Raw genomic sequence first — 13362 nt, forward strand, 5'->3', positions numbered from 1 at the left:
ACCACGTCGTGGAATTGGAAACGCCGCCTGCGGGCGGCGTTTTTTTTCGCGTCTTTCGGCGTCTGTTTGTGTCAACGGCGATGCGTCGCCACGACGATTCGCCCCAGCGCGCACTCGTCCGAGCGGGGATGCCTTGGCCCGAATGCGGTACTCGCCCGCAACGTGCACGGCTATGGCGCGCTGGCGACTCCGGCACCGTCCAGAATCGCCAGATAGCCGCGGACCGTGGCTCGCAGGCCGTCGTGCAGGGCCTCGCCGATCAAGGCATGACCGATCGACACCTCCAGCACCTCGGGAACGGCGGCGAGGAACGCGCCGAGGTTTTCCTGGCTCAGGTCATGGCCGGCATTCACGCCCAGGCCCACGCTGCGGGCGCGCCGGGCAACGTCGGCAAAACGCTCCAGCATGCTGGCGTGTTCGCCGCGGTGGAATGCGTCCGCGTAGGGTCCGGTGTAGAGCTCGATGCGGTCGGCGCCGATGGCCGCGGCGTGCTCGACACCGGCCGAGCGGACCGGATCCCAGGCATCGGCGAACAGGCTGACCCGGCATCCCAGCCCGCGCAGCTGCTCGACGAGCGGACTTAGCCGCTCCGCGTCGCGCGCGAAATCAAAACCGTGGTCGGAGGTCAGCTGGGCATCGCCGTCGGGGACGAGGGTCGCCTGCGCCGGTCGGACCGCTGCGCACAGGGCGAGGAAACCCGGGTATCCCGGTCGCGGCGGGGCGAACGGATTGCCCTCCAGGTTGAATTCGACACCGCGCGCGGCGGTCAAAGCCGCCAGCGCGTGCACGTCGGCCGCGCGGATGTGGCGTGCGTCCGGGCGCGGGTGGACCGTGATGCCGTGGGCGCCCGCATGCAGGCATGCGCGTGCGGCCTGCACGACGTCGGGGTCGTTGCCGCCTCGGGAGTTGCGCAGGACGGCGATCTTGTTGACGTTGACGCTGAGGAAAGTCATCGCGGCAGCTTAGCGCTTCGGCGGCGAAGCGCACACGCTAGCGGTGCAGCGCGTCACCATGCAGGGGCCCGCGCGCCTCGGCCGGTGCCTGGCGGTGCAGTGCGGCCAGCGCTACCGGGTCGATGGCGGCTTCGTCACGGCGGCGGCTGGCCACCCGCCGCGCCAGCAACTGCACCAGCGCGACAACGCTCAACGCGAAGCTCAGCAACAGGCACAGCGCCAGCACACCCACCGAGGTGGTGTTGAAGGCGGCGATGAAGGCCGCGGCGGCGGCGGCCAGCAGGATCCAGGGCATCTCGACAGTCCTTGTGGAGCAGACAATGGCGAGTGTAAGGCGCGCCGCTGGCCGGATGTGGGCCGCCGACGGTGCCCACGCGGCCGCTGATCGGTCGATCGCGCCCGCTACAGCAGCGGCGACATCAGACGCGCCAGCGCCTCGGGCAAGCGGCTGCGCCACAGTCCCCGCTGGCGGTCGGCCGTGACTGGCGTGCAATCCAGGCAGTCGTTCTCGATGAGCCGGGCAAGTTCGGCGACCACCGTGCGGTCACGGAACAGCACCGAGCTCTCAAAGTTGAGGCGGAAGCTGCGGTGGTCGAAGTTGGCACTGCCGATGATGGCCAGATCGTCGTCGCACAGCAGCGCCTTGGTGTGCAGCATCCGCGGGCCGTACTCGAGCACCTTTACGCCCGCCGCCATGAGATCGTCGAAGTAGGACCGCGCGGCGTAGGTGACCAGGCGGCTGTCGGTGTGCTTGGGCACCAGCAGGCGCACGTCGACGCCGCCCAGCGCGGCGGAGGTCAGCGCCATCATCGCCGCCTCGCCGGGGACGAAGTAGGGGGTGACCAGCCACACCCGTTGCCGCGCGGCGTGGATGGCCGAGACATGCAGGCGGTGGATCGCCTCCCAGGGCGAGTCCGGCCCGGAGACCACCATCTGCACCCGGATGTCGCCCGGCGTCGACTCGGGCAAGCTTACCGGCGGCGGCGGCGGATCGCCGGTGGCGTAGACCCAGTCCTCGAGGAACACCAGCTGCAGGGAGCGCACGACATCGCCCTCCAGGCGCAGGTGCAAGTCGCGGTAGGCGTTATCGCCCAGGCTTTCGTCTTCCTCGTCGGTGATGTTGATGCCGCCGATGAAGCCCACGCGGCCGTCGATCACGACGATCTTGCGGTGGCTGCGCAGGTTGAGCCAGGGCCGCTGCCAGAACCAGTGCAGGCGCATGGGATGGAACCAGGCGACCTCGCCGCCGGCCTCGACCAGCGGCTTCAGGAACGCCCGCGAGGTGCTGCCCGAGCCGACCGCGTCCAGCAGCAGGCGCACCTTGACGCCGGCGCGGGCACGTTCGATCAGCGCATCGCGCAGCGCCGTGCCGGTGCGGTCGGGCTGGAAGATGTAGTACTCCAGGTGCACGTGCTCGCGTGCGAGCGCGACTTCGGCGTTGAGGCGCTGGTACTTGCTGCTGCCATCGATCAGCAGATCGGCGCGGGTGGCGGTGCTGGGCGGCAGGCCGGTGACGGTCTGCGCCATCCGCGCCAGCTCGATGGCCGCCGCGTCGGGCAGGCGGCCCGCCGGCAGAGCCGGCATGCGCGTGCGGCTGCGATCGCGCCGCAGGCGTTGCCGGCGGATGCGTTGGGGGCCGAAAAAGAAGTAGATCGCGAAGCCCAGGTAGGGCAGGGCGGCCAGGCTCACCAGCCAGCTCAGGGTGGCCGCGGGCTCGCGTTTTTGCAGGATGATCCAGGCGCCCAGCCAGACCACGTAGACCGCCCAGCCCAGCGCCAGCCACGCCGCAAGGTGTTCGATCGCGGTGGTCTGGTGCCACCACGCACTCAGGGTTTCACCCATGGTCAGCCCAGGCCCGGCAGCAGCGGGCCGTCCAGCCACAGCCAGCGCGTCATCCACGCGCTGACCAGGGCGATGAGCACGGTCAGCGGCACGCCGACCCGGAGGAAGTCGCCGAACCGGTACTGCCCCGGTCCCAGGATCAGCAGGTTGCCGTGATGGCCGATCGGGGTCAGGAACGCGACCACCGCACCGAGCGCGGTGCACACCACGAACGGCGTGGGCTCCATCGTCAGCGACTGCGCCAGCTCCACGGCGATCGGTCCCAGCAGCACCACCGTCGCCGAATCCGACAGCACCTGGGTCAGCAGGCCGGCGATGGAGAACAGCACCAGCAGGATCATCAGCACCGGCCAGTCGGCGACCACGTGGCGCAGGCCGGAGGCCATCAACTGCGCGGTGCCGGTCTGCTCCATGGCGATGCCCAGCGGGATCACCCCGGCGATCATCACGAACACGCGCACGTCGATTTCCCGGTAGGCCTGGCCGATATCCACGCAACGGGTGGCGACGATGGCGACGGCACCACACAGGAACGCCAGCGGCACCGGCAGCCACTCCAGTACGGCAGCCAGCACCGTCACTGCCAGGATGCTCAACGCCAGCGGCGCGCGCACGCGGCGCTTGGCCTCTCCGGCAAACGGCACCAGCATCAGGAAGCCGTGGTGGGTCGCCAGCTCGGCGAAACGGCCCGGACGCCCCCACAGCACCAGCAGGTCGCCCTCGCGCAGGCGGGCATCGGCCAGGCGCGGTGCAACGTGGCCCTGGCGTCGCCACAGGCCGACGATCACGGCCTTGAAGCGGTGCGAGAAATCCAGCTCGCGGATGCTGCGGCCGATGAATTCCGAGCCCGGCGCGACGACGGCCTGGACCAGCTGCGGCTTGCCGTCGCCATCGCCCAGGGCGCGGGTGCCGAAGCGCGAGATGGCGTGCAGGTCGATCCCGGCGTCGTCGTGCAGCGATGCCAGCGCGTCGGCGGAGGCCTCCACCAGCAGCACGTCGCCGCTGATCAACGGGCTGGAGGCGCCCAGGTCGCGGCGCAGCTTGTTGTCGCGCAGCCAGCCGACCATCCGGAACTTGTCGCCCAGCGCCTTCTCCAGCTCGGCCAGCGGGCGCGTGCTCCAGCGCGAGCCCTCCACGATCAGCAGCTCGGTGCGGTAGCGGTCCAGGCGCAGGTAGCCGTCATCCTCGGCGTCCACGCCGCGCTTGGGCAGGATCCAGCGGGTCAGCAGCATGTAGGCCATGCCGATCAGCACCAGCGCGATGCCGATCGGGGTGATCGAGAACACGCCCAGGCCTTCGGCGCCCGTGCGCTTGAGCAGGTTGTTGGCGAGCAGGAACGCCGGCGCGCTGACCAGGGTCAGGCAGGTGCCCAGCGATGCCGCCAGCGACATCGGCATCAGCAGCCGCGACGGGGCAAGGCCGTTGGTCTTGGCCAGCCGGCCCATGATCGGCAGCATCATCGCCGTGACCATCACGTGGTGGGTGAAGGACGCCATGATCGCCACCGCCGGCATGGTCACCGCGATCACCCGCGCCTCGCTCTTGCCCGACGCGCGGCCGATCCACTGGCCGATGTGCTCGGTGATGCCGGTCGCGCCCAGCCCGCCAGAGATGACGAACACCGCCGCGACGATGATCGCCGGCTCGCTGGAGAAGCCCGACAACGCCTGCTGCTCGTTGAGCAGCCCGGTTACCACCAGCGCCATCAGGATCAGCATGGCGGTGACGTCCACGCGCAGCCGCTCGCTGATGAACAGATACAGTCCACCGCCGAGGATGAGCAGGAAGGTCAGCTGCTGCAGTGTGATCGGAAGCCAGGCCATTGCGCGCATTGTGCGTTAGAACCGGTGTTTGCGCGGCGCGGGGACCGGTGCGGAGCGACCACCGCCCCATCACGGCGGGGAACGTTACAATCCGGGCCTCGCTTCAACCACCCTGTCGATGTTGCCCACCGCGTTCCCTCCCTCCGCCGACGACCGTTTCCGTGCCGCGATGGCGGCGACCGCGGTCGGCATGGCGATCGCGCACCCGGACGGCACCTGGCAGGAGACCAACCCGGCCCTGCGCGGGTTGCTCACCGGCGCGGACGGATCGTTGCCGGCAACCCTGTTTGCCGCGGTCACGCCGAACCATGTCCATGCACTGCGCGAGGCGGTGGCCTCCCTGATCGCCGGCGATGTGCAGGTGATCGACCGCGCACTGGACTGCCGTCGCGACGCGGGCACCTTCCCGGCGTGGCTCAACATCGCGGCGATGCGCGACAGCGCCGGTGACGCCTGCGCGCTGGTCGTGCAGCTGCGCGAGGACCCCGCCGACATCAAGGCAGACGCGCTGGACTCGATGCGTCGCCAACTGCAGGCGCAGATCGATGCGGTCGCCCATGACCTGCGCGCGCCGCTTCGCTCCATCACGACCTTTGCCGGCCTGCTCGAGCGCAAGCTGGATGGTTCGCTGGACCCAAGCTCTCGCGACCACCTGGCGCGCGTCCGCGGCGCGGCAACGCGGATGGGCGGCCTGCTGGATGGCTTGACCGAGCTGTCGCGCGCGTCCACCGCCCAGCTGCGCGACGGCGTGGTCGACCTCAGCATGCTGGTCGACTGGGTGGCGGCCGAGCAACAGGACGCCCACCCCGACCGGCAGTTCGTGGTCACGGTGCAGCCCGGCCTGACCGCGCGCGGCGATGAGCGCCTGCTGAAAGCGATGCTGGCGCAGCTGGTCGACAATGCCCGCAGCTTTACCCGTCACGAGGCGCCGGTCACCGTTGACGTGGCCGGCACGCACGCCGATGGCATGCTCCGCGTATCCGTGCGCGACCGCGGACGCGGTTTCGACATGCGCTACCGGCACAAACTGTTCGAACCCTTCCAGCGCCTGCACGGCGCCGATGAGGGAGCCGGCGACGGCCTCGGCCTGGCGATCGCACAGCGCATCGCCGAGCGCCATGGCGGTCGCATCGATGCCGAATCCGAACCGGACGCCGGCAGTGTGTTCCACATCCAATTGCCGGTGGCGCAGCCCGCCGGTGCTACAACCGGAGAGTCGTGTTGATGAACAAGGTCATCCTGCTGGTCGAAGACAACCCCGACGACGTCGAGCTGACGCGTCTGGCGTTTGACGAGGCGAAGATCGCCAACCAGCTGGTGGTGGTGGGCGACGGCGCCGAGGCGCTCGACTTCCTGTTCGCCAGGGGCAAGTACGCCGACCGCGATCCCAACGATCTGCCGTCCATCGTCCTGCTGGACCTCAACCTGCCCAAGGTCGATGGGCGCGAGGTGCTGCAGGCGGTGCGTGCCAATCCGGTCACCAAGACCCTGCCGGTGGTCGTGCTGACCACCAGCACCGAGCCCTTCGACGTGGAAGCCAGCTACTCGCTGGGGGTCAACAGCTACATCCAGAAGCCGGTGGATTTCGAGCAGTTCGTCTGGGCGGTCAAGCAGGTGGGGCTGTACTGGCTGGTGCTCAATCACGCCCGTACCTGAGGGCCGCGATTCCGATCAGCCCGCTCCGTACAGCGCCTCGGCGCGCTGGAACAGCAGCCAGCTGGTGGCGATGAACTTGTCGCCGCCTTCGGGCCGGTTGCCGCGGTGGGTGTGGGTGAACGCCGCCGGTGCGATCAGCACCGAGCCCGTGCGCGGGGCGACCTTGCGCTGCTGGTAGAGGAACTCGGTCTCGCCCTGCTCGAACCCGTCATTGAGGTAGGCCGTCCACAACAGGTGGCGGTGCAGCGTCTCGGCCTGGGCATCACGCGGGTAGAGCTCGCAGTGCCAGTACGGGTAGCCGCCGCTGCCGGCGCGGTAGCGCTGCAGATTGATGGCACCCGGGCGCAATACGGTGCGCACGATCGGCGCCAGCTCGCCGTCCTCCATGGCCTGCATGCGCTCCGGTGTCACGCGCCGGTGGCCCCCGTCCGCATCGGCCACCTCCAGCATCAACGGTGCGATCAGCGTGTGCGGCCAGCGCCGCACGTACTCCAGCAGGGCGGTGAACATGGCCGCGTTCAAGGACGCCTCCACATCGCGCCACTCCGGGCGGCCGCTGATGGTCAGGTCGAGGCTGTCCTTCAGGTCGGTGTGCACGCCGCCGCCCACCTCACCGGGGCGGACCTCCGCGCTGGCTTCGAAACGCTGCACCAGTTTGCTGCACCAGTCGCGGGCCAGGCAGTCGTGGCGGACGTGGATGAAGTCCTCGTTGCCGGGACCCCCGGCGGTGACATCGGTATCGCGATGGCTTGACAGCATGCGGACTCCAGTGGCCCTGCGACGGTTGCCTCATGGTGGCACCCCACCGCAGGGATTTCGACGGCGGCCCCGGCGACCGGACCGCAGCTCGACCATACGCATGCGTTGAATGGCGTCGCCGAAACGGGTGTCACATCGCAGACACACCCCCAAAACTCTGCAGTGGGCAGGCGCCTGCAAGCTCATCGTTGTGTTCCCCGAGGCAACCGTTACAGCGATGTGACAGCTTTACCCGGCGTTCACGGTGAGATCACCGTAAGCTCTTGATTTACAACGAATTATGGTGTTGGCACGCAAGATGCGTCGTCCCCCGGACCAACCTGGGGGTAAGACATGCGTTATGCCATCACCACACCAGCGATATGGGTGCCCGTGCTGCTGACCAGCTTGATGCTGATGCCCGCTACCGCGTCGGCATCCGGCGCCCGCAAGGGGGTTCAGGCCAGGCACGGCGAAATGGTCATCCTGCGCAACGTCTCGGCCCGCCACGCGGTTCGGCCGATGCCACCGGGCATGGCGCTGATCGTGGAGCCGTCGCCGAAGCGGAACATCGACCAGTCACTGGGGACGGGCGAACTATCCGATGAAGAGTACGCCAGCTTGGGCGCCGGCAGCACCAGTGGGCCGTCCCCGGTCGTCGCCCAGGTCACCGGACGTGCGCTTGCGCCGCTGGGGGCAATGACCTCGACCACCAACGGCGCGGTGTCGGGCAACGGCATCCACCAGGCAGTGGGCGTGTCCATGGGGGCGGTGGGCAATGTCACCCGCGGCGTCGGCGACCAGGTCCGCGGCGCGCTGGCGCAATTTCCGCTGGTGTCGCCGCCTGTCGGCGCCCCGCCGCCGGGAGGCTGAGATGGGCATGATCCGTCCGCCCGCAATGCCACCCGCGCTGTCGCTGCCCTGCCTGGCGCTCGGCGTCGCGCTCGCGCTTTGCGCGCCCACCGCCGCTGCGCAGTCCTCCGACGGCTATGCCGACATGCTCGACTACCTGGCCAGCAGCCGCATCGACGGACGCGCCTTCGTCGGTGCCAGCGGCGCGCTGGGCGCCAACATGGCAGCGGGCGACCACAACCTGCAGGCCAACCTGCGCAGTTTCGCCAGTGGCACCCAGGCCAACGCCAGTGCGCGCACCCACCAGCAACACGCCAACAACGACTACGACAGCCCCGCCCATGCGACCGCCACGGTCGGCGGCCAGGCCTTCGGCCAGGCGAGCGGGTTGCTGTCGATCAATCAGGCCAGCGGTAGTGGCAACGCGGAGACCAACCTCGTCTCCGCAGCGCTGGCGCAGCAGGGCATACGCGAGGCGTCCGACGGCAACCTGCAGTCGAGCGTCTCCGCGTCAGCAGGGGGGCAGGCCTCCCCGAACCCGGACGTGGCCAGACCCGGCACGCGCAACGTCGCGGTGGAATCCACCGCCATGCAGGGGTTCGACGGGGTACTGCAACTCAACCAGATCGCGGGGTCGGGCAACAGCATCAGCAATCAGCTGGCGCTGTCCGTCCAGGGACACCCGTGAGCCGTTCCGTTCCATTGGCAACCACCCCAGAGAGAGAGGACGAAGCAATGAATACCAGGATCCGCAAAACCGCCATCGCCGTGGCCGTCACCACGCTGCTCGCCAGCCCGCTGGCATTTGCGCAGAGCGTGGATGACCCCAACGTCAGCGCAGATATCCTGCACAACCACGTCGTCGTGGAGGATTGGGACATCACCATCGACGATACCCGCAACACCACCGTCAACAACGACACGACCAACAGCACCACCGACAACACGATCGTCTACAACGACACGACCAACTCGGTGACCGATTCCTACACTGGCGACGTGTCGATCAACGACGATCGCAGCTACAGCCTGTCGACTGACACCAGCACCAGCAATTCGGTGAGTAATTCGTACTCCAGCGACACGTCCATCACCGATGACCGTGCCTACACCTGGTCCAACGACGTCACCGAGAACATCGAGCGCACCGAAGTGGTGAACTCCGACGTCCGCAAGGAAGGCAACGAGCACCAGGTATCGGTCTCGCTGAAGAAGGACCTCTCGCTGACGTCCGACATCGCCTTCAGCGGCAGCCCGACCATCAGCGGCGACATCGAACTGGATTCGGCCGCCATCGCAATCGTCGACAACCGCCAGTCGTCCAGTGACAACGTGGGCATGAACGACATGCTCACCAACGAGGCCTCGATCGCTGACGACGTGGGTTCGGATGCCTCCGGCAACCTGGCGTTCAACGTCGCGGCCGGCGACAACAACGTGCAGGACAACGCCGCGGCATTGTCGGCGGCAGACGCGAGCTTCGCCTTCGGCATGGCCGATGCGGAAATCTTCGTCAACCAGGCCGGCAGCGGCAACGCCACCCTCAACAGTGGCGTGACCAACGATGCGTCCATGGGCGGCAACGCGTTCGGTGCCGCTTCGGGCAACATCGGGGTCAACATCGCCTCGGGCAACAACAACCAGCAGAAGAACGCTCTGGCCGCATCGGTGGCCACCAGCGCCTACGCGCAGTCCAGCGTGAGCTCCAACCAGAACAGCTCGGGCAACGTGACCGACAACGCCGGGCATTACGAGCGGCGCAGCGAGACCGTCGCGGTCAACATGACGGGCACGGTGGAAGGCTTCACCATCGCGGAAGGCTTTGGCGGCTACGAAGGGACCTCGCAGGGCACCCTGGACGGCACCAGCACCGCGTCGTTGTCGGGCTTCGCCGACCAGATCGGTGACCTCTACCCCGACATGTGGAGCAACTCGGCCAACGACGATTCGTCCAACCCGCATCCGGGCGGCAACCTGATGGGCCACCTCGACCTGGATTCCGATGCCCAGGGCGCGACGGACCTGAACGGCGATGGCGGCGCGCTGGCCTTCGGTGTCGATCTGGAAGGCGATTCCGCGATTTCCGGATCGATCGATTCCACCGAATCGGGCGACCTGGGCTTCCTGGAGCTGGGGTACGCGGCACTGGATGCCAGCCTGAGCGGCAGCGTCACCAACTCGTACTTCATCGCGGTTGATGCGACGAATACGGCGAGCCTGTCCGGCAGCGCCTTCAGCGCGGCATCGGGCAACATCGGCGTCAACGTCGCCGCGGGCACCGGCAACATGCAGGCCAACAGCCTGGCCCTCGCGGTTGCCCAGCCCACCACGGGCGGCGGTGGCGGCGGCAACGGTGGTGGCGAACTCTAAACCGGCAGCGTAAACCCCGGCCGCCCTCCCCTGCGGCCGGGTCCGAAAGCCCCGCTCTCCTTTCCCCCGGGGGCGGGGCTTTCCCTTTCAAACTGACTTTTCAAGCGGTGCGATGACATGACCCGACTGTGTCAGATGCTGATCCTGTGCTGCCTGCTGACAGCCAACGGCGTGGCCGACCCGGCGCGGGCCGGCGAGATCGCGTTCAGTGGCGTACTGCCCAACGGCGGCCTCTACGCCCGCAACGTGGAGAGCATGCGCGAAGGCCGGTTCCGCAACATCGTGCGTCAGCAGACCGACTACAGCTGCGGCGCGTCCTCTCTGGCGACCATCCTTCGCTACGCCTATCACCTGGACGCCGACGAGACCACGGTGATCCAGGGCATGCTCGGCATCGCCGATGCGGATCTGGTGGCCCAGCGCGGCTTCTCGCTGCTGGACATCAAGCGCTACGTCGAGTCGCTCGGCATGCGCGGACGCGGCTACCGGATCAGCGAAGACCGACTGCGCTCGCTGCGCGTGCCCGGGCTGGTCCTGATGGACGTGCGCGGGTTTCGCCACTTCGTCGTGCTCAAGCAGGTGGTTGGCGAATACGTGGAGATCGCCGATCCCATCCTGGGCAACCGCAGCGTCCCGATAGCGGAGTTCCTCGATTCGTGGCCGTCGCGCGCCGTATTCGTCGTTGTGGGCAGTGACTTCGACCGCAACACCGCGCTGTTGCAGCCCTCCGAACGACCGAGTGCACGCGCCTTGCTGGCGATGCAGCGACCCATCAGTGAGGCCGACCTGCTCGACTTCGGCTTCACCCACGCCGATCTTTTTTGAAGGAGCGCGATCATGCGCCGACTCTATTCCAACCTCATCACCACCGGCTTCGGGCTCGGCCTGTTGCTGATGGCGTCACCGGCCGTGGCCGCTGAGCCGCAAGCCGGCGCGGGCGTCGTCGAGAGCGCGCTCCGCGCACCCGCCGCGCACAATGCCGCACCGGCACCCCGGCCCGCGGCGCGGGGGATGACCGAGATTCCCGACCCGGAGCTGGCAACCATGCGTGGCCGCTACACCGTGGGCGACCACCAGGTGGCCTGGTTCGGTGTATCGATGATTTCAAGCTGGCAGACCGCGTCCGGCCAGACACTGGAAGGCACGCTGATGCTGGGCATGGACTTCGCCCAGGGTGGGCGGCCAAGGATCAGCTTTACGCCGACGGTCAACATCACCGCGAGCGACGCGCCGGTGACCGGCGACGAGGGCATTGTGCGCAGCGTCGATGGGGCCGGGCTGGCCAACGTCTCCGGGATGACCCAGAGCGTGCAGGTGGCCGGTGACGGCAACAGCGCCGCGAACGTCACCCGCCTGAATGTGCGCGACGGGTCAGCGCCCGTGTCCTCCGACTCCGCCACCGCATCGGCGCACGGCAGCGCCACGGCCCATGCAGGCGGCGCCACCGCGAGTGCCAGCTTCGACGGCAGCACTGCCAACGTGATGCTGCAGATCCAGGGCGAGGGCGCCGTGGAGCAATGGATCCGCAATGGCAGCCTGGGGCAGTCGATCCAGCTGACCAGCGACCACCAGCAGGTCAGCAACCGGATGGAGATCGACCTGGTGCGTCATCCGCTGGCGGCCAATGCGCAACTGGCGCAGAACGTGGCGCAGGCGATACAGTTGACGCGGGGGATCGGACCGGGGGGCTATTAGGATGCAGCAGGCTCACGCAGGGATGGCGACGCCGGCGGGTCCGACGATCGGGGAAGGATGCCAATGAAGCTTTTGCCGGTTGCGATCACCGTGGCCCTGGCTGGCACTGCGCCGTTCGCGGTATTTGCCCAGCAGGCTCCGCCGGTGGCTGCGGAGGCCGCAGCCTCCGTGGATGCACAGGACCAGGCCGACGTGCGCGCGCTGCTGGCCGAGCTGGAAGCGCTGAAAGGCAGCTATGCCCAGGAAGTCCGCCGGCTGCGCGAGCTGGACATGCGCGTGCAGGCATTGCAGGCGCGGGTGGACGGAAAGACGCTCCCGCTCCAGCCGGCGACACCTGCGGTCGCGTCCAGTCGTCCAGCGGGATCGCCGGCGCGGGCAGCGCCAACGGTCGCAGCGCCGACCACGCCGCCGGCTGCGGCGGAGGGGTACGCGAGCAGCCCGGCCGAAGCGGCAGAAGCCCGGGATGCGGCCAAACGCAGCGTCGAGGACGTCAAGCAGCAGGTCGCGGCCGTGTTCGATCGCCGCCTGACGCTGGAGAACAGCCTTTCCTACAACCGCTACGATCGCAAACAGCTGACGCTGACCGGCTTCCTGGCGCTGGACGCGATCTTCCTGGGCAACATCGCGATCGAAAACGTCGAATCCGACACGCTCACCTACAACTTCGCCGCCCGCTACGGCCTCAACCCGCGCCTGACGCTGAACCTGGACGTGCCCTACATTGCACGCAAGACCGTCTATCAGAAGGGCGGCGCGGGCGGCTCGGCCGGCGCGGTGGCGCAGGAAGACACCTACGGCCACGGCTTCGGCGATCTCACCGTGAGCGGCAACTACCGGATGTTCATGGAAAGCCCGCGCTGGCCGGAAACCGTGCTCACGCTCGGCGTGACCGCGCCCACGGGACGAGAGCCGTACGGCATTTCCTGGGAGGTGCTGGAGCGCGACGACGACGGCTTCATCCGTTTCGCGGTGCCCGAAAAGGAGCCCACCGGCAACGGCGTGTGGCAGACCAATGTCGGTGTATCGGTGGTGAAGACGGCCGATCCGGCGATCCTGTTTGGCAACTTCGGCTACATCCATTCGTTCCGCAACAGTTTCGATGATCTCGACAACAACCCCGAGACCGTCAATCCCGGCGACGTGCAGCTGGGCCGGAGCTTCTATTTCGGGGCCGGCGTGGCGTTTGCCTTCAACGAACGCACCAGTCTGAGCATTTCCTACAGCGACAAGCTCAGCGCCCGCGCGCGCACCCGCTACGACGGCCAACCCTGGAACAAGATCATCGGCAGCGACGCCAACGCCGGCATGTTCAATCTGGGCGTGACCTATGCGCTCAGCCAGCACACCACGCTGGTCAGCGCGCTGGGCATCGGCCTGACCCCGGATGCGCCGGACTTCAGCCTGGTGTTCAAGGTGCCCTACATGCTCTGAGG

At 68.1% G+C, this 13362-nt stretch carries 13 protein-coding genes; 8 read left to right on the top strand and 5 right to left on the bottom strand.

The window, feature by feature from the left end:
• Positions 1-170 precede the first annotated feature (170 nt).
• From INQ40_RS00055 to INQ40_RS00070, 4 genes are all read right to left on the bottom strand, one after another.
• Positions 171-953, bottom strand: a complete 783-nt coding sequence (locus tag INQ40_RS00055) for a pyridoxine 5'-phosphate synthase (RefSeq protein ID WP_194340773.1) — start codon at positions 951-953, stop codon at positions 171-173.
• Between the two features lie 37 nt (positions 954-990).
• Positions 991-1248 carry a hypothetical protein gene (locus INQ40_RS00060; protein WP_193985177.1) on the bottom strand — a complete coding sequence of 86 codons (258 nt, stop codon included), beginning with the start codon at positions 1246-1248 and terminating at the stop codon, positions 991-993.
• A 107-nt stretch (positions 1249-1355) separates the two neighbouring features.
• The gene (gene cls, locus INQ40_RS00065; RefSeq protein ID WP_194340774.1) at positions 1356-2795 is read right to left on the bottom strand and encodes a cardiolipin synthase; all 1440 of its coding nucleotides are present in this window, start codon (positions 2793-2795) and stop codon (positions 1356-1358) included.
• A 2-nt stretch (positions 2796-2797) separates the two neighbouring features.
• Entirely contained in the window at positions 2798-4618 is a 1821-nt protein-coding gene (locus INQ40_RS00070; protein WP_228482042.1) for an SLC13 family permease, read from the bottom strand.
• Positions 4619-4736: 118 nt separating this feature from the next.
• Here INQ40_RS00070 and INQ40_RS00075 point away from each other — a divergent pair, with 118 nt between their 5' ends.
• Complete coding sequence (locus INQ40_RS00075) at positions 4737-5843, top strand: ATP-binding protein (RefSeq protein ID WP_194340775.1); 1107 nt, start codon at positions 4737-4739, stop codon at positions 5841-5843.
• Positions 5843-6274: a response regulator gene (locus INQ40_RS00080; protein ID WP_193985180.1), complete on the top strand. Its 432-nt coding sequence runs from the start codon at positions 5843-5845 to the stop codon at positions 6272-6274. Before INQ40_RS00075 ends, INQ40_RS00080 begins: the two co-directional genes overlap by 1 nt.
• 15 nt (positions 6275-6289) lie before the next feature.
• Here INQ40_RS00080 and INQ40_RS00085 read toward each other — a convergent pair whose 3' ends face one another.
• Positions 6290-7033 (bottom strand): 2OG-Fe(II) oxygenase, encoded by a 744-nt coding sequence (locus INQ40_RS00085; protein WP_194340776.1) that lies wholly within the window; start codon positions 7031-7033, stop codon positions 6290-6292.
• A gap of 333 nt (positions 7034-7366) precedes the next feature.
• On the opposite strand from INQ40_RS00085, the gene INQ40_RS00090 reads away from it, so the two are divergent.
• The 6 genes from INQ40_RS00090 (at position 7367) to INQ40_RS00115 (ending at position 13360) form a co-directional block, all read left to right on the top strand.
• On the top strand, positions 7367-7885 hold the full coding sequence (locus INQ40_RS00090; RefSeq protein WP_194340777.1) for a hypothetical protein: 519 nt from the start codon (positions 7367-7369) through the stop codon (positions 7883-7885).
• Positions 7886-7892: 7 nt separating this feature from the next.
• Positions 7893-8552, top strand: a complete 660-nt coding sequence (locus INQ40_RS00095; protein WP_228482043.1) for a hypothetical protein — start codon at positions 7893-7895, stop codon at positions 8550-8552.
• Between the two features lie 47 nt (positions 8553-8599).
• A complete protein-coding gene (locus INQ40_RS00100; protein WP_194340778.1) occupies positions 8600-10234 on the top strand; it encodes an adhesin in 1635 nt (544 codons plus the stop codon).
• Between the two features lie 135 nt (positions 10235-10369).
• A complete protein-coding gene (locus INQ40_RS00105; protein WP_228482219.1) occupies positions 10370-11059 on the top strand; it encodes a C39 family peptidase in 690 nt (229 codons plus the stop codon).
• 12 nt (positions 11060-11071) lie between these two features.
• Positions 11072-11929 carry a hypothetical protein gene (locus INQ40_RS00110; protein ID WP_228482044.1) on the top strand — a complete coding sequence of 286 codons (858 nt, stop codon included), beginning with the start codon at positions 11072-11074 and terminating at the stop codon, positions 11927-11929.
• A gap of 63 nt (positions 11930-11992) precedes the next feature.
• Complete coding sequence (locus INQ40_RS00115; RefSeq protein WP_228482045.1) at positions 11993-13360, top strand: transporter; 1368 nt, start codon at positions 11993-11995, stop codon at positions 13358-13360.
• Positions 13361-13362: the final 2 nt, after the last annotated feature.

It is taken from the genome of Lysobacter sp. H21R4 (assembly GCF_015277535.1).
GTDB classification, from domain to species: Bacteria; Pseudomonadota; Gammaproteobacteria; order Xanthomonadales; family Xanthomonadaceae; genus Novilysobacter; species Novilysobacter ciconiae.